Below are 19164 nucleotides of genomic sequence, written 5' to 3' on the forward strand. Positions count from 1 at the left end.
CCGAACAATGCAAATCCATTTCATCGACTTCACATGGACGTCGGCTACAATGTGCAGGGTGGCGAGATTGTTCGTCGCCGTGTCTGCCGACGCGGACGATCGTTGAAATCACCGGAAAGAACTGGATTCGTCCGCATGTCGAACGCGAGCGCTGCCGTCAGCTTTCACCACGATACGCCGGAACTGGCGAACGCCTATGAGCGTACAGGCGTGGTGCAGTTCAACCACGGCCAGGTGCTGATCGAGCGGCTGCGGATCGCGCCTGGCGAGCGGGTGCTCGACGTCGGCGCCGGCACCGGGCGGCTCGCGGCCTATGTCGCTGAGCTGGTCGGCCCGAGCGGGGAGGTCGTCGGCATCGATCCGCTCGGCCACCGCATCGCGATCGCGCAGTCGCGCTCGACCGCCAATGTGCGTTTCGCCACCGGGCAGGCCGAGGACCTGTCGGCCTTCGCCGACGGCCATTTCGATGTCGTTTACTTCAACAGCGTGGTGCACTGGATTGAGGACAAGCCGCGCGCCCTGGCGGAGGCGTTTCGCGTGCTGCGGCCGGGCGGCCGGATCGGTCTCAACACCAAGGACCCGTCGAAGCCGCACGAAATTCGCGGTTTCCTGCAGGCGGCATTGACCGATGTCGGCCTCGGCGACCGGCGGCGTGCCCCCCCGGGCGGCAGCGACGGCACCACCTTGCAGACCCTGCTGGAGGCGGCGGGCTTCCGTGTCGGCGACAATGTCCTGCACACCATCGTCGATTTCCATGACGACGTCGACGCACAGCTGACATGGTCGGAGAGCAGCGCGTTCGGCAATTTCCTCTCGGGATTTTCGCCTGAAGAGCGCGCGCGCATCCGCACCGCGCTGGCAGCGCGATTGGAATCGCGCCGCACGCCGGACGGGCTGCGGCTCGAGCGTTATCTGCGCTTTGCCACCGCGGTGAAGCCGTCAGCGAGCTGAGCGCGGGCGCTGTCCCAGCCAGCCGTTACCCTGCCTGCCATCGGAGTTCGCGCCATGACCGATCGTCGCCGCCTCGTGCTCAACCTGTTCATCTATCCGGGCGGGCACCATGAAGCGGCGTGGCGCTACAAGGATTCCGCGCCGGAGCGGGTGTTGGACATCACCTACTACCAGGAGCTGGCGCAGCGGGCGGAAGCCGCCAAGCTCGACGCGGTGTTCTTCGCCGACGGCCCGGCGCTTGCGGACAATATCCGTTACGCGGCGCGCTTCCGTGTCGAGCCGATCACCTGGCTCACCGCGATTGCCGCGGCGACGAGGCGCATCGGGCTGATCGCCACGGCCTCCACCACCTACAACGAGCCCTACAACCTGGCGCGGCTGTTCGCGTCGCTCGATCACATCAGCGGCGGCCGCGCCGGCTGGAACATCGTCACCACCAGCGCGCCGCAGGCGGCGCAGAATTTCGGCCTGCCCGAGCATCCGCCGCACAATGAGCGTTACGAGAAGGCGCGTGAGTTCCTCGACGTCATCACCAAGCTGTGGGACAGCTGGGAGGACGACGCCGTGGTCAACGACCCGGTGTCGGGGATCTTTGCCGACGCCGCCAAGATCCACCCGATCAACCATGTCGGCCGGCATTTCCGTGTCCGCGGGCCGTTCAACACCGCGCGCTCGCCGCAGGGGCGGCCGGTCTATGTCCAGGCCGGCGCGTCCGACGATGGCCGCGGCTTTGCCGCCCAGCACGCCGAAGCGATCTTCACCGCGCACCAGACGCTGGCCAGCGCCAGGGAATTCTATGCCGACATCAAGGCCCGCGCCCGCGCGTTCGATCGCAACCCGGACCATGTCAAGATTCTGCCGGGCCTCTCTCCCTTCATTGGCAGCACCACGGCCGAGGCGAAGCGGCTGCAGGACGAGTTCAACGACCTGATCCAGCCGGACTATTCGCTGACCCAACTGCGCCAGATGATCGGGCTCGACCTGTCCGGCTTCGATCTCGACGGCCCGTTTCCGCGCCACCTCATCGACACCAGCGGCCCGCGCGGCGTCGCCAGCCGCTTCCAGCTCGTCATCGACATCGTCGATCGCGAGAAGCCGACCATCCGCCAACTGGTGCAGCGCCTTGCCGGCGCGCGCGGCCATTTCGTGCTGGCGGGCACGCCGGAAGAAATCGCCGACCATATTCAGGGCTGGTTCGAAGGCGGCGCCGCCGACGGTTTCAACATCATGCCGCCGTGGCTGACCGGCGGCTTCGACGCCTTCGCCGAGCACGTCGTGCCGATCCTGCGCCGCCGCGGCTTGTTCCGCGAGGAGTATGAGGGCACGACCCTGCGCGACCACTACGGCCTGCCACGCCCCGACAGCCAGTTCAGCCATCCCGCCCGCGCGATCGCGTAAGACGGGCCTTTCCGTCTTTCGCTCGGGCGACGCTGAGCGCGGCATCTCCTTCACGCTCTGCGTCATCACCGGGCCGCGTGTCAGCGCCGTGACCCGGTGATCCAGCTCTACGTTCGGCATGAGCTTTTCTCCTCATGGTGAGGAGGCACGTCAGCGCCGTCTCGAACCATGAGGCCGAGGCGCATCTGCTGCGATCTTCGGGCCTCATCCTTCGGGACGCGGCTGCGCCGCTCCTCAGAATGAGGGCAAGGTTCCGCGAAGCGGGACCCTCGAAGGGAAGGCCCCTTTGCTGCGACATCCGGGCCGTCATCCTTGGAGGCGCGCAAAAGCGCGCACCTCAGGATGACGGGGAACAGTTCGGCTTGAAATTTGCTTCGCCCTAGAAAAAGCCCCGCGATGGCAGCGGCGTGCCGTTGATGGCCTGGTCGCCGATGGCGCGGGCCTTGTAGCTTGCCGGGTTGTGCGAGGCGAGGGTGCGGGCGTTGCGCCAGTGGCGGTCGAGGTTGGTGCTTTTCTTGGTCGCCGAGGCGCCGCCGACGTCGAGCAGCTGGCTGCCACCACGGATGGCGAGCTCGTCCACCACGATCTTGGCCTGTGCCGAGTGCAGCGCGGCAGCGGCGGCCAGCTCGGCGGCGGCCGGTGAGCCGGTGTCGAACGCGTCGGTTGCCACATCCAGCGCATCGGCGGCGGCGAGGATCGCCGCCTCTGCCGCGAACGCGCTGCTGGAAATCTCGCCGACGGTCTGCTGCAGCAGCGGATCGTCCACCGCCCGCTCGGCCGGGGCGTAATAGAAGGTACGCTGGCGCCGGCGCACCAGGGCGACGGCGTCGCGCAGCGTGGCGCGCAGGATGCCAGCGTTGACCGCGGTCAAGAACAGCTGGGCATAGGTGTTGGAATAGGCGACGCCATAGGCGACATCCGGCGCATCGAACACCACTTCGCTGCGCGCCACCGGCACGTTGCGGAAGTGCGTGGTGCCGGTGCCGGTCAGGCGCTGGCCGAAGCCGTCCCAGTCGTCGACCAGCTCGATGCCGTCGCGCTTCACCGGAATGAGTGTCGCGGCCAGCGCGCCGGACGCCTCGGCGACGCGCACCAGCACATAGTCGGCATAGATCGTCCCGGTGCTGTAATACTTCGTGCCGTTGAGCCGGTAGCCGTCGCCGTCCGGTGTCAGCACCGTGTCCGGGGTCGTGTCGCCGACCTTGCGGCTCTCGAGTTCGGTGGTGGCAAGCCCGATGATGGCGCCGTCGGCCACCGCCTTCTGCCAGCTCCGGCTCTGGTCGTCGCGCGGCGTGCGGATCAACCGCTCCACCACGCTGAAATGGTTGCGCAGGATGTGGGCGACATTGGCGTCGGCATCCGCAAGGCGGATCACCGCGGCGAACTGTTCGCGGATGGTGCTGCCGCCGCCGCCGTCGGCGGTGCGCAGCCGCAGCGCGCCGAGCCGCGAGCGCCGGATCAGGTCGACAATGTCGAACGGCAGGATGCGATCGCGGTCGCGGTCGGCGGCGCCCTCGGCGATATGGTCGAACAGGATCTGCAGTTCCGGCGCGCGCGCCGTGAGCGGCCGAGGCAGGGCGAGGTCGTGGATGGAGAGTGGCTTGTTCATGAGATGCCTGCCATGAGGTTGTCGGGGGCGACGGAGCGGCGCATCACAGCGCCGCGAGGTGGTCGGAGACGGTGACGGACTCGGGCAGGACCTTGCGTGCCACCAGCCAGTCCGCGGCCTTCTGCAGGTCGGTCACGAACGCCGTGTCGCTGACCGGATGGAAGCGGTACTGCCGCTTGAGGGCGATGAACTGGTCGCGGATCTCGTCGCTGTAGCCGGCCTTGGCCTGGGTGATGCGCTCGGCCTCGACGGTGTTTTCGGACACCCACTTGGCCTCGTCGCGGAAGGCGGTGTTGACGGCGCGGACCAGGTCCGGGTTCTCGGCCGCGAATGTCCGCGTTGTCAGGTACGAGGTGTAGTCGATCTGGAATTCGAGGTCGCGCCCCTCCAGGAACAGGTCATGCGCCTTGTAGTCACGCCGCGCGATGTCGACGCCCGGGCTCCACATCGACCAGGCGTCGACCTTGCCGGACGCCAGCGCCGGCGCCGCGTCCGGCGGATTGAGATAGACGAACTTGACGGCGTTGCGGTCGACCTTGTGCTTCTCCAGCGCCGCCACCAGCAGGAATTCGCCAAGGCCGGAACGGTTGACGGCGACCGATTTGCCGACGAGGTCCTCGATGCGGTCGATGCCGGAGCCGTCCTTGGCGATGATCGCAGTGGTGCGCGGCTCGTAGACCACGAACTGGGTGAACACCAGCGGCGAGCCGGCAATGATCGCCGCCAGCGCCGGCGTGGTGCTGCCGCCGAAGCTGAAGTCGGCGCTGCCGCCGGTGACGGCCTGCAGGGTCGGCGCATGGTTGGGGAATGGTCCGAGCCACTCCACCTTGATGCCGTCCTTGGCCAGGCGCTTGTCGAAATCGCCGCGCTCCTTGGCGATGACGTTGAGGCCGTTGAAGCCCCAGGTCAGGCGAACCTTGTCGGTGGTGCGGCCCGTCGCCGCGGTCGCGGGGGCGGCGAGGCCCGCGAGCGCGCCGGCGCCGATCAACGACGTCTGCAGGAAGCGCCGGCGGGACGGGTGAAGGAGGGAGGTCGTCATGTCGTGGCGGTCCATGGTTGAAAGGGGATCAGACGGCGAGCTTGTGCCGGGCGACGCCGAGCTCGGCGAGCAGCCGCGCGCGAGTCGCCTCAGTCTCGCCTGCGGCGGGGCGGTGTTCGAACGCGAGGCGGCCGTCGCGCATCACCAGGATGCGGTCGGCGAGGGCGATGGCCTCGTCGACGTCGTGGGTCACCAGCAGCACGCCGGGGCGGTGACGGGCGACCAGCTCGCGCACGAGGTCGTGCATGCGGATGCGGGTCAGCGCGTCGAGGGCGGCGAACGGCTCGTCGAGCAGCAGGAGTTGCGGCGCCTGCACCAGCGCGCGGGCCAGCGCCACGCGCTGGGCCTGGCCGCCGGAGAGGTTGCGCGGCCAGTCATCGAGCCGGTCGCCGAGACCGACCTCGGCGAGGGCCGCGGCCGCGCGGGCGCGGACGTCGGGCCCCGGCAGGCCGAGCGCGACGTTCTTCCACAGTGTATCCCACGGCAGCAGCCGATGCTCCTGGAACACGACGGCCGGGCGGCGCGGTCCCGCGATATGGCCGCCGTCGATCGGGTCAAGGCCGGCGACCGCGCGCAGCAGCGTGGTCTTGCCACAGCCGCTCTCGCCGAGCAGGGCGATGAACTCGCCGCGTTCGATGCGCAGGTTCAGCCCGTCGATCACCGTGCGGGCACCATAAGCGCGGCGCAGGCCGGTGATGGCGAGTGCGGGAGAAAAAGGATGGGACGACGGCTGTGTGGTCATGCCGCCCGCCGCGCGAAGTTCGGGTGCCAGGCGAGCAGCCGCCGCTCCAGCAGCCGCGCGATGGAATCGGCGGCGACGCCGATCAGCGCGTAGATCACGATGGTCAGCACGATGACGTCGGTGCGCAGGAATTCGCGCGCGTCCATGGCGAGGAAGCCGATGCCGGACTGCGCGCCGATCGTCTCGGCCACGACCAGCGCAAGCCAGGCGTTGGCGAGCGCATAACGCACGCCGGTGAGGATCGACGGCAGCGCGCCCGGCAGAATGACGCGATGGATCAGCTGTGCGGTCGACAGGTCCTGCACCCGTCCGAGCTCGATCAGTTTGGGGTCGACCTGGCGGATGCCGAGCGTGGTGTTGATGTAGATCGGGAAGGCGACGCCGAGCGACACCAGGAAGATCTTTTCGGCTTCGCCGACGCCGAACCACACGATCACCAGCGGCAGCAGCGCCAGGAACGGAATGGCGCGGATCATCTGCACGCTGCGGTCGATCAGCGCCTCGGCGAGGCGCGAGAACCCGACCAGGACGCCGAGCAGGAAGCCGACACTGCCTCCGATGACGAAACCGGCGGCGGCGCGCAGCAGGCTGATGCCGAGATCGACGCCGAGACTGCCGGATCTCGCCAGCTTCGCCGCGGTGCGCAGCACCTTGCTCGGCGCCGGCAGCACCTGCGGCGATAGCCAGCCGCTCTGGGCCAGGATTTCCCACACCACGACCAGCAGCACTGGCGCAGCCCATGACAAGGCCAGCAAGGTGTGCCGGCCGAGTGGCGCCGCCGGACGCGGGGCGGTCGCCGCTGGTCGGCTGTCCGCCGGCGGCAGCTGGCGCACCGCGCCTGCCGCGGGCACGGCGCGTTCGATATGGTCGGCGACGATCTCGCTCAAATGGTCCTGGTCCCGTGGTTGGCGCCGGCGCGCGACACGCCGCGCAATGGCGGCTTCGCTGCGATATGGCTGCTGTCACGGTGGAATCTTCCATGATTGATGATCTAGAGAAATAGTGGTGTATTCCAAATTGCCGGCGGTTTCGGGGAGATCCGCTCTCGCGAAAGGCCTTGGCGCGGCATGTTCGTCTTTTTCGTCGCCCTGGGTTTGCCCGCGCCGCGAATTTCGGGCAGCAACACCTGTGTTGCGAAAGAGGAGCATCGGTCATGACGTCATCAGCGGTTCGTTTCGGCATCTGGGCCCTGGTGCACGGCTCGCGCGGCGCGTTGCAGGATCCGGACGAGCCTTACGATGCATCGTGGGAGCGCAACCGTGCGCTGGTGCTGGAGGCGGAGGCGCTGGGTTATGATTCCACCCTGATCGCCCAGCACACCATCAACCCGCATCAGGAGGATCTCGACCAGCTCGAGGCCTGGACGGCCGCCGCGGCGCTCGCCGCGCTGACCAGCCGCATCGAGATCATCACGGCGATCAAGCCCTACCTGTTCCACCCGGTGGTGCTCGCCAAGATGGCGCTGCAGATCGAAAACATCAGCCGTGGGCGCTTCGGCATCAATCTCGTCAACGCCTGGAATAAGCCGGAGCTGGAGAAGGCCGGCATCGGCTTCGCCGAGCATGACGCGCGCTACGCCTATGGCCGCGAATGGATCACCGTGGTCGAGCGGCTGATGCGCGGCGAGCGCGTCACCTACCAGGGCGACCACTTCGACGTCAGGGATTATGTGCTGCGGCCGGGCGACCTCTACCGGGCGCGGCCGGCGATCTATGTCGGCGGCGAATCCGAGCCGGCGCGCGACCTCGTCGCCGGCCACGGCGACGTCTGGTTCATCAACGGCCAGCCGCTCGCCGACACCGCAGCGCTGATCGCCGATGTCGCCGCTCGCCCGCGGTCCGGGCCGCCGCTACGGTTCGGGCTGTCGGCCTTCGTCATCGCGCGGGAGACCGATGCAGAAGCCGAAGCGGCGCACCAGCATCTCCTGGCACTGGCGGCGAAGGATGCGCCGATCCGCGCCGTGCAGAAGGCCAACACCGATCCCAAGGTGGTGATGATGCAGACCATGCAGAAGTCGCCACGGGTCGGCAGCAATGGCGGCACCGCGGCCGGCCTCGTCGGCAGCTACGACACCGTCGCGGCGCGGATCCATGCCTTCCACACCGCGGGGATCGAGCTGTTCATGCTCCAGTTCCAGCCGTTCGAAGCGGAGATGCGCCGCTTCGCCGAACATGTCATCCCACGCGTGCGCAGCGGCGAGCGCCCGCGCTTCGCGCGGCCGGCCTGACAGGCTGCCGGCGCGTCATCCGCTTGCTGTCACCCTCGATCCGCGAACAACCGGCCCTGTCACGACGCGTCGCGTGGGCCACATGCCGCGGATGATCCCATGGACTCCAGAACCAGGCGCATGACCAAAATCAGGGAACTTCGCTTCAACGCCTTCAACATGACCGCGCCCGGCCACAACTGGGCAGGGCTGTGGTCGCATCCACGCGACCGCTCCATCGACTACAACACCCTCGATTACTGGGTCGAGTTTGCGAAGATCGCGGAGCGCGGGCTGCTTGACGGGATCTTCCTCGCGGACGTGTTCGGCGTCTACGACGTCTTTGCGGGCAGCCCGGAGACCGCGATCGGGCATGGCGTGCAGTTGCCGAACGCCGATCCGACGCTGCTGGTCTCGGCGATGGCGTTGGTCACGAAGCATCTCGGCTTCGGCATCACGACCAACCTGACGCTCGAGCATCCCTACCAGTTCGCGCGGCGCTTCTCGACGCTGGATCATCTGACCCGCGGCCGGATCGGCTGGAACATCGTCACCGGCTATCTCGACAGCGGCGCGCGGGGCATGGGCCTCGACGGCGGGCGGCAGCACGACGACCGCTACGATGTCGCCGAAGACTTCCTGACGGCGACCTACAAGCTGTGGGAGGGCAGTTGGGAGCACGACGCGGTCCGCCGCGACCGCGCAAGCGGCATCTTCACCGATCCCGCCAAGGTCCATGCCGTTCACCATGACGGGCCGCATTACCGCGTCAACGGCATCCATCTCGCCGAGCCGTCGCCGCAGCGCACGCCGCTGCTGTACCAGGCCGGCGCCTCGAAGCGCGGCCGCGCCTTTGCCGCACGACATGCGGAGGCGATCTTCCTCAACGGCCAGACGAAACCCATGCTGGCGGAGACCGTGCGCGCCATCCGCACCGCGGCCCGCGAGTTCGGCCGTGCGCCCTACGACATTCGCCTGTTCGCCGGCCTGAACGTCATTGTCGCGCCGACGCGGGCCGAGGCGCGCGACCTGCACGAGGAGTACGGCCGCCACGTCAGCGAGCAGGGCCAGATGGCGCTGCTGTCGGGCTGGACCGGCATCGACTTCTCGCGCTTTTCGCCGGACCAGGCCCTGCAGTATGTCGAGAGCAATGCGATCCAGTCGATGGTCGAGAACCTGACCAGGCGCAGCGACCGGCCGATGAGGGTCGGCGATCTCGCCTCGCTCAGTCCCGCAGGAGCGCGGGCGCCGTTCGTCGTCGGCTCGCCGCAGGATGTCGCCGACGAACTCGCGGACTGGGCGCGCGAGACCGACATCGACGGCTTCAACCTCGTGCGGCTGGTGGCGCCGGAATCGCTGACGGCATTCGTCGATCTCGTGGTGCCGGAGCTGCAGTCGCGCGGCATCTACAAGACGGCGTACCGCGACGGAACGTTGCGAGAGAAGCTGTTCCCCGAGGGCAGCGCGCTTCTGCCGCCGACACATCCAGCAACCGCCTTCCGGCGGGCGCGCTGACCGCGAGGCGTATCGCCGTCAGACGTCGATCTCGACCTGCAGCACGTCGTTGAAGCGGTTGAACGCGCCGCATAGTGCGATGCGCCAGGTCAGCTCCACGATCTCGGCGTCGCTGAAGTGCGCGCGCAGGCGCTTGAACATGGCGTCGCGAATGCGGTGCCAGTTGCTGGTGACTGCAATGGCGTATTCCACCACCAGGCGGTCGATGGCGTCGAGCTCCGGATGCTTCTCCCAGTCCAGCAACTGCGCCGCACCCTCGGGCGTGATGCCCTCGACCGCGAGCTTGGGCGCATGCTGCGCGACGCAGAACTGGCACTGGTTGACCAGCGACACCGCGACGATCGCGAGCTCCAAATAGCGCTTCCTGAGCACGCCCTCGTCGGCAAGGTCGGTGAGCAGGCGCCAGGTGTGCTCGAAGATCGGCAGACGGTTGGCCATGGCGCCGGCCTGCCCCTCGAAGGCGCCGCCGTAGGTCGTCATGCGGTCCCACAGCGGCCGCAGGTGCTCCGGCAGGTCGTCTCGTCGGCGAAGTGGGACGCGGGCCATGTCAAAACTCCGGTTGTCAGAAGCGAAGGGATTTCTCGTCCGCAAGCGCCGAACGCGGCTCGCGGCCGAAGCCGTCCGGTTTGAAGATCAGGAGGGCCACCAGCCCGACGCCGACGATCACCAGGCGGATGGCGGCGAGCTCGGATGCGCCAAGGCCGGGGACGAGGTCGATCAGGAAGCGGCTGCCCTCCAGCAGGAAGATCAGCGTGAAGGCGCTGACGAGTACGCCGCGGTTGCTGCCGCGCCCGCCGATCACCACGACCATGAATGCATAGGCGGTGAGGACCGGACCGAACTGGGTGGGATCGATATAGGTGTAATAGAAGGCATGCAAGCTGCCGGCGAGCCCGAGGATGGCGCTGCCGACGGCGAATACCCGCATCCGGACGCCGAGCACCGACTTGCCGAGCGCCTCGACCACGCCGGCGTCGTCGCGGGTGGCGCGCACCAGCCGCCCGAACGGCGAGCGCGCCAGCGCCTGCAGCAGGGCATAGACGGCGACCACAGCGAGGAGCGCGAGCGCGAGAAAGCCGGCATCGCCGAAGCCGCGCGGCCACAGCTCCTGGAACGGCCGCGTGATGCCGGTCACGCCCAGCATGCCCCGCGTCAGCCAGCCCTCGTAGCTGATCACCAGCCGCAGGCATTCGGCGAAGCCGAGCGTCACGATCGCGAGGTAGTCTTCCGACAGGCGCACGGAAATCAGCGCGCTGGCGGCGCTCAGCGCGGCGACGCCGACCACGGCGGCGGCGAGCGCGACCAGCGGCGGCACGCCCTGCAGGGTCAGCAGCCCGGCGATGTACGCGCCCAGCATGTAGAAGCCGAACAGGCCGAAATTGACCAGGCCCCCCATGCCCCACTGCAGGTTGAGCGCAAGGCCGGCGAGGGCAGCGATGGCGACGACGGTGAGCGTGGCGATCAGATAGGCGGTCATTTGGTGATCCACCGCGTTCCGAACAGGCCCCATGGGCGCAGCAGCAGCAGGCCGGCCATGACCAGGAAGGTCACGATCATGCGATAGTGCACCGGCATCACCAGCGTCGCCAGTTCCTCGGCGATGCCGAGGGTGAGCGCGCCGGCGACGGCGGCCATCGGGTTGGCGATGCCGCCGAGGATGGCGGCGGTGAACACCGGCAGGAGATAGGTCCAGCCCATCTGCGGTTCGATGTTGGCGTCGAGCCCGACCAGCACGCCGGACAGGGTGACCAGGACGCCGCAGATCAGCCACACGCCGGCGACGACGCGCGAACGCGCGATGCCGCGGACGGCGGCGAGGTCGGGATTGTCGGCGAGCGCGCGCATCATGCGGCCGAGGCGGGTGAAGCGGAAGATCACCCACACCGCGACCAGCGCGATGCTGACCGTGACGAGGATGGCGAGCTGCTCATGGTTGAGGCGGATGTCGCCGAGGCGGATCGGCCGCGCCACCGCGACGTCGTAGGCGCGCGGCGAGCTGCCGGCGAGAAAACGTATCGTGTTCTCCAATGCGATGGCGACGCCCATCGAGGCGACCAGCAGCGTCACGCCCGAGCGCTGGCGCAGCGGGCGATAGGCGAGCCAGTCGATCGCGACCGCCATCGCGGCGAACAGCAGCGCACCCGCTGCGGCCGACAGCCACAGCGGCAGGCCAAGCATCACGTTGCCGACATAGACGAGATAGGCGCCGCAGGTCAGGTAGGAGCCGATGGCATAGTTGGCGAAGCGCAGCACGCTGAACGACAGCGCGAGCGCCAGCGCCGGCAATGCCAGGAGCAGCCCGGTGACGAGGCCGTTGACCAGAAGCTGTCCCACCTACGCGCCTCCGAGATAGAGGCTGCGGATGTCGGGGTCGGCGAGCACCGCCGCCGCCGGCGCGTCGAGGCGAATGCGGCCACTGACCAGGACGATGCCGCGATCGGCGACGGCAAGGCCGAGCCGCGTGTTCTGCTCGACGATCAGCAGCGTGACGCCGGAGGCGGCGATGCGGCCGATGACGTCGAACAGGCCTTCGGCGTTGCGCGGCGACAGGCCGGCGGACGGCTCGTCGAGCGCGAGCACGGACGGCTGCGGCATCAGCGCCGCCGCCATGGCGACCATCTGGCGCTGGCCGCCGCTGAGATGCCCGGCCATCTGGCGCAGCTTGGCGCGGATATCGGGAAACAGGGCGAGCACCGCCTCGAGGCGCGCGGCGAAGGCGGCGCGTGAGCGCTCGGCGGCGACTTCATGGCCGACGACCAGGTTTTCCAGCACCGTCATGTTGCGGAAGACGTTGGCCTCCTGTGGCACGTAGGCGAGGCCGAGCGCGGCGCGTGCCGGTGCGCCGAGCCGGCTCACGTCGGCGTCGCCGAGCCGGATGCCGCCGGAGAAGGGCATGAGCAGGCCGACGGCCGTCTTCATCAGGGTCGACTTGCCCGAGCCGTTGGGTCCGACGACGACCAGCGTTTCGCCGGGGCGCACCGACAGGCTCACGCCATGCAGGATCGGCTGGCCGCCATAGCCGGCGACCACGTCGTGCAGTTCCAATCCTGTCGCCTGGGCGGTTATGGCTGGGCTCCCAGATAGGCCGAGGCGACGTCGGCATTGGTGATGACGTCGTCGAAGCGGCCTTCGGTCAGCAGGCGGCCTTCGGCCAGCACATAGACGTGGTCGCACAGGGCGCGCACCATGGCCATGTTGTGCTCGACGATGCCGAAGGTCACGCCTTCCTGCCGCAGCACCTGCACGAAGTCGACGATCTCGCCGATGCGCGTCGGGTTGACGCCGGCGCTGGGTTCGTCGAGCAGCACGATGCGGGGATCGAGCATCAGGGCTCGGCAGAGTTCGAGCAGCTTCTTCTGGCCGCCGGACAGCGTGCCCGCTAGCGCGTCGGCCAGCCGCCACAGGTCGACGCGCTGCAGCAGGCCGCGGGCCTTGTCGATGGCGGCGGCCTCGTCGTCGCGGACCGCGCGCCGCGCGCAGAGGAGCGACAGCAGTCGTTCGCCCCGCGCATGGGGCCTCGCGACCAGCAGGTTTTCCAGCACGGACAGGCTGGAGAGTTCGCGCGACAGCTGGAAGGTACGCGCCAGCCCGCGGCGTGCGCGCCACGCCGGGCCGTGCCGCGTCACCGTCTGCCCGGCGAGCCGCACGTCTCCGGCGGCAGGCCGCACCGCGCCGGCGAGCACGCCGAACAGCGTGGACTTGCCGGCGCCATTGGGGCCGATGAGGCCGGTGACGGCGCCGGCGGCGAGCCGCACCGACGCGCCATTCAGCGCGCGGAAGCCGCCTTCGTACACCACACTGACGTCGTCGGCCTCCAGCATTGGCTCAGCGGATCTCGCCGATCAGCTTGCTCTCGCCCGACTTGATGACGAAGTGGCCGTAGGCGAGATTGGTCTGGTCGCCATTCGGCGCGAAGCGGAAGTCCGACGCCGCGCCTGCATAGCGGAAGGGTTTGCCGGCGCGCAGCGCCTTGAGCGCTTCGGCCGGATCGCCGATCGACGGCGCCTCGGCGTTCACCAGCGCGGGAAACTCGCCGCCGAACCGCGTCGCGTCGGTGCTCCTGGCCTTCTCGATGGCGAGGGCGGTGAGCACGATCTGGTCGAACACCTGCGCGCCGAAGGTCATGATCGTACCGTCCGGCTTGCCGATTTCCTTGAGATAGCGGCTGTAGGCCTCGGATTTGCCGACGGGGACGTGCTGAGTGTGATGGACGCCTTCGGCGACGTTGGCGCCGACGTTCTTGACAAACTGGCCGTTGCTGCCTGCCGCGTTGCCGAACGCGTAGATCGTGCTGTCGTAACCCGAGCGGAACGCTTCCTTGGCGATGGCGCTGAGCTCGTTGATGTAGGCGGCGACGAACACCGCTTCCGGCTTCTTGGCGAACACCTGCTCGACCTCGGTGCGATAGGACGGCTGGCCGGCATTGAAACTGACCTCGTCGAGCACCTTGCCGCCGGCCTTGGTGAAGGCGTCGCGGAACGGCTGGATCGTGCTCTTGGTGAACGGCGTCTGCAGCACGAGGATCGAGGCCGTCTTGACGCCGCTGGTGACCATCGCCTTGCTGAAAGCCTCGCCCCAGGCGCGGCCATTGGTCTGAAAGCGCCACACGAGATTGCGGTTGTCGCCCTCGGTGATCTCGTCAGCCGAGCCATTGACGCTGAGCAGAACGCCCCTTTCCAGCGTAATCGGCTTGACAGCGAGTGCGACCGCGCTGCTCCACACGCCGCCGACGGACACGACCTTGTCGATATCGATTAGCTTGCGGACGGCGGCGACGCCGGCGGTCGGCTGGGACTCGTCGTCGGCCACCACCAGCTCCAGCCGGCGTCCGAGGACGCCGCCGGCATCGTTGATGATCTTCACGGCGGCGCGCGCGGCCTGCTCCTCTTCCGGCCCGTAGGGGCCGCCGGTGCCGGTCAGCGGCGCGAGCAGGCCGATGCGAATGGTGGATTCGTCCGCCTGTGATAGCGCGGGAACTGCGAGGGAGGCGGTGATTGCGACCGAGGCCGCGAGAAGGGCACGGCGCGACAGGGATGAGGACAGCACGGTGGTCTCCAGCAATTCGGTCGCGTGCAGCCCTGCAGCATTACAGCTACAAAATCCGCCCGCGGCCGATTCCGATGTGAGTGCCGGCCAGAGGTTTAGGGGCCATCGATGGCGGACACGTTCGGGACCGACGTCTCGCGACCGGCCATCCTTGTCAACATGTTCATGAAAAGAAGAATGTTTGAATGACGAGCGGCGATGGCGCGATAAAAACGCACTATATCATTCGGCAAAGTTGAAAATTTTATCGCCGCCGGAGACGTCGCCTATGGGCACCTCAGCGCGGTCAGCTGCTTGGCGGGCGATCGATGGCGTGTCCCGTGCGACGCTTAGCTTGAGGTCCCGGTGGCAACCGGCCGATACAGCGTCGCCGGATGCGGTGGGGTGAGGCGGGCGCGGCCGGCGCCGAACAGCTTTTCCCGTAGCGTGCCTTGTTGATAGGCGGCCTTGTAGCGGCCGCGCCGGGTCAGCTCCGGCACCAGGAGGTCGGCGACATCGGCAAAGCTGTCGGGGGTGACCGCGAAGGCGAGGTTCAGCCCGTCGACGCCGGTGGCCGCGATCCAGGCCTCGATCTCATCGGCAACCTTGTCCGGCGTGCCGACCAGCACTGGGCCGATGCCGCCGATGCCGACATGCTCTGCGACTTCGCGCACCGTCCACACCCGGTCCGGATCGGCGCGGCTGATGTTGTCCATCGCCGACCGTCCGGCCTCGTTCTGGACATGGCGGATCTCCTGGTCGAGGTCATAGGTCGAAAAGTCGACACCGGTCCAGCCCGACATCAATGTCAGTGCGCCTTCGTGGCTGATGTGGCGGCGATAGTCGGCGTGCTTTGCCGCCGCCTCCGCCTCGGTCTCCCCGAGGATCACCGTCATCAGGCTGAAGATCAAAAGCTCCGCCGGATCGCGGCCGATCTCGGCCGCGAGCGTCCGCAGCGCCGCGACCCGCGCGGCGACGATCTTGGCCGACGGTCCGGACATGAACACGCATTCGGCATGCCGCGCCGCGAAGCTGCGGCCGCGTGGCGAGGTGCCGGCCTGGTACAGCACCGGAGTGCGCTGCGGCGACGGCTCGCTGAGATGGATGGCGTCGAGGCGATAGTTCGGCCCGTCATGACGGACGCGATGGACCTTGGCCGGATCGGCGAAGATGCCGCGGGCGCGGTCGCGCAGCACCGCATCGTCCTGCCAGCTGCCTTCCCACAGCTTGTAGACCACCTCCATGTATTCGTCGGCGACGTCGTAGCGGTCGTCGTGGGCGGTCTGCTGCGTCCGCCCCATGCCGCGCGCGGCACTGTCGAGATAGCCGGTCACCACGTTCCAGCCGATGCGGCCTTCGGTGAGATGGTCGAGCGTCGACATCCGCCGTGCGAACGGGTAGGGCGGTTCGTAGGACAGCGTACAGGTGACGCCGAAGCCGAGATGCTCGGTCACCGCGGCCATCGCCGACACCAGCATCAGCGGATCGTTGACCGGCACCTGGGCGGCGTTGCGCAACGCTGCATCCGGCGTTCCGCCGAACACGTCGTAGACACCGAGAACATCGGCGAGGAACAGGCCGTCGAAGCGGCCGCGCTCCAGCGTGCGTACGAGGTCGAGCCAGTACGGCAGGCGGTTGTAGTCGGCGGAGCGATCATGCGGATGGGTCCACAATCCTGGGGACTGATGCGCCACGCAGTTCATGGCGAAGGCGTTGAGGCGGATCTGTTGCGGCATGGCGTCTCTCGCGATGGCGGGCCGGCGCGAACAGGGGCCGGTGCGATCCGGCGATAGTCCGTTCCGCGCGTGCTGACAAGCGATGCACCGGCGCGTGCCGCGAGCGAGTGCCCTTCCGGCCGGAACCTGGCGACGGTTTGATCTCGCGCGACGCCGCTTTGAAAAACAAACCTGCTGTGCCGGCGCCGGCGCGAGACGCGTTCATTGTTTTGTTCGCCGGTGCATTGCCAATCCCCATCCGGTGCATGACGATCATGCGACGGCGGTGCGTCGCCGCCACGATCAACCAGGAGATGCGCGATGGCTGAGTTGGCCGGAGTGATCGATCTGCAGGCATGGCGCGCCGCGCGGCGCGCTCCTGCGCTGGAAGCAACGCAGCCTGAGCCAGATCCAAGGTCGCAGTCGAACGCCGTGGCGCTCGGTCCGCTGTCGGCGACGTCGTTCGCGCTGCCGATGGCGTTCTTTGCGTTCTGGCCGGCGTTCGTCGCGGTCGAGACGCCGGTCTGGCCGCGCCACGACGTCACGCCGGGTGAATAAGGCGGACTGCGGCGCGGCACCGGTCTTGAATCGGTGTTGGACGTTCAGGTCAGGCGGCCGAACAGCTGCATCCTCAGCTCGCGCGCCGATACGCCGTAGGCGCGGCGGAAGCGGCGGCTGAAGTGCGAGAAATTCGAGAAGCCGAACTCCAGTGCCAGTGCGCCGATGGTCTGCTGCTTGAAGTCGGGCGAGCAGATCTTGGCGCGGCAGGCCTCCAGGCGCTGGCTCCACAGCCAGCTCGAGAAGGTTTCTCCCTCCTGGCGGAACAGCGCATGCAGGTAACGGATCGAGATGCCGATGTCGGCGGCAGCCCTGGCTGGCGACAGTCCCGGCGTCTGCAGGCGCGCCAGCGAATAGGACTTGATGCGCTTCAGCGTCGCCGAGCGCGTCCAGCTGTTCTGGCGGCGCGGCTTGATGATCTCGGCGGCGCTGATGGCGAGCAGCGAGACCGCCGTGGCGGCGAGGCGCGTGAAGGTCGCCTCGTCCAGTTCACGCTGATAGGCCGCGAGGCGGTGCAGGTAGCTCGCCGCCAGCGCCGACAGGCCGGAACTGGTGCCGAACGGCTGCGTGGCGATCACCTCCGGGCAGCCGATCGCACGCACGATGGCCGCTTCCGGGAAGCAGATCATCAGCGCGTCGAACGGTTCGGCGAAGTCGGCCTGGAACGCGCGCGTCAGGTCGTGAAACACATACTGCCCGCTGCCGATCCGGACGTCACGGCCATCCTGGCGCACCAGGCACACGCCCGAGATGACCAGGCTGGCCATCATGGTGGCGGCGGGGTCGAGCGTCGCCGCGGGGCCGAACCTCAGCCGGTCACCATTGATTCGGCAGACACGGATGTCGCCCGCCACGTGGGCCTGCAGATCGAGATGTGGCGAGGACGCCTGCGGATGAACGGCGAGACCAGGCAGGGCGTCATCGAGCGTGGTGCGCGCATCGTAGGACATGCGCTGCAGTTCAGGTCGTGTGCTGGTGAGGCAGTCGGTGGTGTCCATTGCTGTGATCGGTCCCCACGTCCGTTTGCTGATGGCCCGAACCTGCATGCGCCTTGGTTTCAGCGGCATCCTGCAGGAACGGCGAAATCACAGACCACGAGCAAACATGAGTTTCTGGTGGCGCCCAGGACCGGACATTCGCGTCGCGTGCTTGCGGCGATGTAAGGCGCGAATGTCAAATCCGCTCCACTCGCAATGACGATAAGTCTGAATTTTCAGCAATCGAAGCCCAATATGCGGGAATTGGCCGCATCTGCCTGCAAGGGCAACTCTTTGGTCTCTCCAAATCAACCGCCGCACAACCGGCTGCAACATTGCTGCGCTGCAGGGCGAATGGCCTTATGCCGCCGCGTGGAAACGCGCCGGCGGCATGAGGCTGCGAATCGGTGACGGCCTGACGCCGCTCAGGGACGGTAGGCGCGGGGCGACAGGCCGAACGCGCTCTTGAACGAGCGGCTGAAGTGGGAGAAATCGCGAAAGCCGCAGTCGAACGCGATCTGCTTGATCGAGCGGCTGGCGAGCAGCGGATCGTCGAGCTTGCGGCGGGTGCGTTCCAGCCGGCGCTGCGCCATCCATTCACGGGGCGTGGTGTCGAACTGGTAGAACCGCTTCTGCAACGAACGCAGCGTCATGCCGAGTTCGGCGGCGAGCGTGTTGACGTCGAACGCCGGGCTGTCGAGCAGCTCCTCGATCCGCTGCAGGCTGGAGAGGAAGATCTGGTCGGACGTGGCCTCGGCCGCTTCGTCGAGCGCGACCTCGATCAGGTCGGCGAGCACCTCGCCCATCTTCTGCACGATCGTCGAGTCGGAGGCGGGGACGAAATCCTTCATCCGCCGGATGCAGTCGGTCAGCAGCAGCCCGACCGGATCGTCCTCGCCAAGACGGATGGCATGCCGCCGGTGCGGGCGGAAGCGCAGCGAGAACACCGGACCACCCGAGGCGATGATGCATTCGGCATGCTGGTCGGCGGCGTTCCACTGCAACTGCGCAAAAGGTGTGATCAGCAGCGCCTCACCGCCATGCAGCGGATAGACGTCGCCGTTGCTTTGCAGCATGGCACGCCCGCGCGTCTGGACGCAGATGGCAAAGCTGAGATGGCAGTCCGGCTCGTCGGCGGTGATCACGGTCTGGGGCGCCCGACCTTCGCAGAACTGTACGCCGGCGAACTGTCCACGGTGCATGCGGCGGTCGGGCGTGCGCGGCGTGGGTGGCGGAAGATGCGATGGTGTGTGTGATCCAGTCATCGATCTCGTCATGGGCGCACCATCGTGCATGTCGGGCCTGCGTGCATGTCGGGCCTGAACGGGGGTGGGGTCTGAATAACGGCAGGCCGGCGATGGCGGTTGATCCGCATCGCCGGCCGGAGCTCCTCCAACTCAGCATGCCAAAGCAGCCATAGCTGCTTCGG

Annotated in this window: 18 protein-coding genes; 5 read left to right on the top strand and 13 right to left on the bottom strand. The window is 67.9% G+C overall.

What is annotated here, in order from left to right:
* Window positions 1-135 precede the first annotated feature (135 nt).
* Entirely contained in the window at window positions 136-951 is an 816-nt protein-coding gene (locus AB4Z37_RS15700; RefSeq protein WP_441517671.1) for a class I SAM-dependent methyltransferase, read from the top strand.
* A 54-nt stretch (window positions 952-1005) separates the two neighbouring features.
* Window positions 1006-2349 carry an LLM class flavin-dependent oxidoreductase gene (locus tag AB4Z37_RS15705; RefSeq protein WP_441517672.1) on the top strand — a complete coding sequence of 448 codons (1344 nt, stop codon included), beginning with the start codon at window positions 1006-1008 and terminating at the stop codon, window positions 2347-2349.
* A gap of 379 nt (window positions 2350-2728) precedes the next feature.
* Here the strand turns inward: AB4Z37_RS15705 and AB4Z37_RS15710 are convergent, their stop codons facing one another.
* From AB4Z37_RS15710 to AB4Z37_RS15725, 4 genes are read right to left on the bottom strand one after another with little or no spacing between them, the layout of a single operon-like run.
* A complete protein-coding gene (locus tag AB4Z37_RS15710) occupies window positions 2729-3958 on the bottom strand; it encodes an acyl-CoA dehydrogenase family protein (RefSeq protein ID WP_441517673.1) in 1230 nt (409 codons plus the stop codon).
* 43 nt (window positions 3959-4001) lie between these two features.
* Entirely contained in the window at window positions 4002-4997 is a 996-nt protein-coding gene (locus tag AB4Z37_RS15715) for an NrtA/SsuA/CpmA family ABC transporter substrate-binding protein (RefSeq protein WP_441517674.1), read from the bottom strand.
* Between the two features lie 28 nt (window positions 4998-5025).
* A complete protein-coding gene (locus AB4Z37_RS15720; protein ID WP_441517675.1) occupies window positions 5026-5739 on the bottom strand; it encodes an ABC transporter ATP-binding protein in 714 nt (237 codons plus the stop codon).
* Window positions 5736-6563 (bottom strand): ABC transporter permease subunit, encoded by an 828-nt coding sequence (locus AB4Z37_RS15725; protein ID WP_441517814.1) that lies wholly within the window; start codon window positions 6561-6563, stop codon window positions 5736-5738. The genes AB4Z37_RS15720 and AB4Z37_RS15725 overlap by 4 nt, the downstream gene beginning before the upstream one ends.
* 329 nt (window positions 6564-6892) lie before the next feature.
* Between AB4Z37_RS15725 and AB4Z37_RS15730 the strand changes: the two genes are divergently transcribed.
* Window positions 6893-7966 carry an LLM class flavin-dependent oxidoreductase gene (locus AB4Z37_RS15730; RefSeq protein WP_441517676.1) on the top strand — a complete coding sequence of 358 codons (1074 nt, stop codon included), beginning with the start codon at window positions 6893-6895 and terminating at the stop codon, window positions 7964-7966.
* Window positions 7967-8086: 120 nt separating this feature from the next.
* Window positions 8087-9460, top strand: coding sequence for an LLM class flavin-dependent oxidoreductase (locus tag AB4Z37_RS15735; protein ID WP_441517677.1), 1374 nt, complete (start codon window positions 8087-8089; stop codon window positions 9458-9460).
* An 18-nt stretch (window positions 9461-9478) separates the two neighbouring features.
* On the opposite strand, the gene AB4Z37_RS15740 is transcribed toward AB4Z37_RS15735, so the two are convergent.
* The 7 genes from AB4Z37_RS15740 to AB4Z37_RS15770 form a co-directional block, all read right to left on the bottom strand.
* Complete coding sequence (locus AB4Z37_RS15740) at window positions 9479-10006, bottom strand: carboxymuconolactone decarboxylase family protein (protein ID WP_441517678.1); 528 nt, start codon at window positions 10004-10006, stop codon at window positions 9479-9481.
* Between the two features lie 16 nt (window positions 10007-10022).
* Window positions 10023-10937, bottom strand: coding sequence for a branched-chain amino acid ABC transporter permease (locus AB4Z37_RS15745; protein ID WP_441517679.1), 915 nt, complete (start codon window positions 10935-10937; stop codon window positions 10023-10025).
* Window positions 10934-11794 carry a branched-chain amino acid ABC transporter permease gene (locus AB4Z37_RS15750; protein WP_441517680.1) on the bottom strand — a complete coding sequence of 287 codons (861 nt, stop codon included), beginning with the start codon at window positions 11792-11794 and terminating at the stop codon, window positions 10934-10936. Before AB4Z37_RS15750 ends, AB4Z37_RS15745 begins: the two co-directional genes overlap by 4 nt.
* On the bottom strand, window positions 11795-12505 hold the full coding sequence (locus tag AB4Z37_RS15755; RefSeq protein WP_441517681.1) for an ABC transporter ATP-binding protein: 711 nt from the start codon (window positions 12503-12505) through the stop codon (window positions 11795-11797). It lies immediately after the preceding gene.
* Window positions 12506-12522: 17 nt separating this feature from the next.
* Window positions 12523-13281 (bottom strand): ABC transporter ATP-binding protein, encoded by a 759-nt coding sequence (locus tag AB4Z37_RS15760; protein WP_441517682.1) that lies wholly within the window; start codon window positions 13279-13281, stop codon window positions 12523-12525.
* A gap of 4 nt (window positions 13282-13285) precedes the next feature.
* Complete coding sequence (locus tag AB4Z37_RS15765) at window positions 13286-14506, bottom strand: ABC transporter substrate-binding protein (protein ID WP_441517683.1); 1221 nt, start codon at window positions 14504-14506, stop codon at window positions 13286-13288.
* Between the two features lie 329 nt (window positions 14507-14835).
* Window positions 14836-16221 (bottom strand): LLM class flavin-dependent oxidoreductase, encoded by a 1386-nt coding sequence (locus tag AB4Z37_RS15770; RefSeq protein WP_441517684.1) that lies wholly within the window; start codon window positions 16219-16221, stop codon window positions 14836-14838.
* Window positions 16222-16521: 300 nt separating this feature from the next.
* On the opposite strand from AB4Z37_RS15770, the gene AB4Z37_RS15775 reads away from it, so the two are divergent.
* On the top strand, window positions 16522-16758 hold the full coding sequence (locus AB4Z37_RS15775) for a hypothetical protein (protein ID WP_441517685.1): 237 nt from the start codon (window positions 16522-16524) through the stop codon (window positions 16756-16758).
* Between the two features lie 44 nt (window positions 16759-16802).
* On the opposite strand, the gene AB4Z37_RS15780 is transcribed toward AB4Z37_RS15775, so the two are convergent.
* Entirely contained in the window at window positions 16803-17756 is a 954-nt protein-coding gene (locus AB4Z37_RS15780; RefSeq protein ID WP_441517686.1) for a helix-turn-helix domain-containing protein, read from the bottom strand.
* A gap of 404 nt (window positions 17757-18160) precedes the next feature.
* Window positions 18161-18937 carry a helix-turn-helix domain-containing protein gene (locus AB4Z37_RS15785; protein WP_441517687.1) on the bottom strand — a complete coding sequence of 259 codons (777 nt, stop codon included), beginning with the start codon at window positions 18935-18937 and terminating at the stop codon, window positions 18161-18163.
* Between the last annotated feature and the right edge of the window lie 227 nt (window positions 18938-19164).

It is taken from the genome of Bradyrhizobium sp. 2TAF24 (assembly GCF_052115025.1).
GTDB lineage: Bacteria > Pseudomonadota > Alphaproteobacteria > Rhizobiales > Xanthobacteraceae > Bradyrhizobium_A.

Excerpts from the sequence above, each read along its gene's own strand:
- AB4Z37_RS15700 (WP_441517671.1), top strand. The coding sequence starts at position 136 with ATGTCGAACGCGAGCGCTGCCGTCAGCTTTCACCACGATACGCCGGAA.
- AB4Z37_RS15705 (WP_441517672.1), top strand. The coding sequence starts at position 1,006 with ATGACCGATCGTCGCCGCCTCGTGCTCAACCTGTTCATCTATCCGGGC.
- AB4Z37_RS15710 (WP_441517673.1), bottom strand. The coding sequence starts at position 3,958 with ATGAACAAGCCACTCTCCATCCACGACCTCGCCCTGCCTCGGCCGCTC.
- AB4Z37_RS15715 (WP_441517674.1), bottom strand. The coding sequence starts at position 4,997 with ATGACGACCTCCCTCCTTCACCCGTCCCGCCGGCGCTTCCTGCAGACG.
- AB4Z37_RS15720 (WP_441517675.1), bottom strand. The coding sequence starts at position 5,739 with ATGACCACACAGCCGTCGTCCCATCCTTTTTCTCCCGCACTCGCCATC.
- AB4Z37_RS15730 (WP_441517676.1), top strand. The coding sequence starts at position 6,893 with ATGACGTCATCAGCGGTTCGTTTCGGCATCTGGGCCCTGGTGCACGGC.
- AB4Z37_RS15735 (WP_441517677.1), top strand. The coding sequence starts at position 8,087 with ATGACCAAAATCAGGGAACTTCGCTTCAACGCCTTCAACATGACCGCG.
- AB4Z37_RS15740 (WP_441517678.1), bottom strand. The coding sequence starts at position 10,006 with ATGGCCCGCGTCCCACTTCGCCGACGAGACGACCTGCCGGAGCACCTG.
- AB4Z37_RS15745 (WP_441517679.1), bottom strand. The coding sequence starts at position 10,937 with ATGACCGCCTATCTGATCGCCACGCTCACCGTCGTCGCCATCGCTGCC.
- AB4Z37_RS15760 (WP_441517682.1), bottom strand. The coding sequence starts at position 13,281 with ATGCTGGAGGCCGACGACGTCAGTGTGGTGTACGAAGGCGGCTTCCGC.
- AB4Z37_RS15770 (WP_441517684.1), bottom strand. The coding sequence starts at position 16,221 with ATGCCGCAACAGATCCGCCTCAACGCCTTCGCCATGAACTGCGTGGCG.
- AB4Z37_RS15775 (WP_441517685.1), top strand. The coding sequence starts at position 16,522 with ATGGCTGAGTTGGCCGGAGTGATCGATCTGCAGGCATGGCGCGCCGCG.
- AB4Z37_RS15780 (WP_441517686.1), bottom strand. The coding sequence starts at position 17,756 with ATGGACACCACCGACTGCCTCACCAGCACACGACCTGAACTGCAGCGC.
- AB4Z37_RS15785 (WP_441517687.1), bottom strand. The coding sequence starts at position 18,937 with ATGCACCGTGGACAGTTCGCCGGCGTACAGTTCTGCGAAGGTCGGGCG.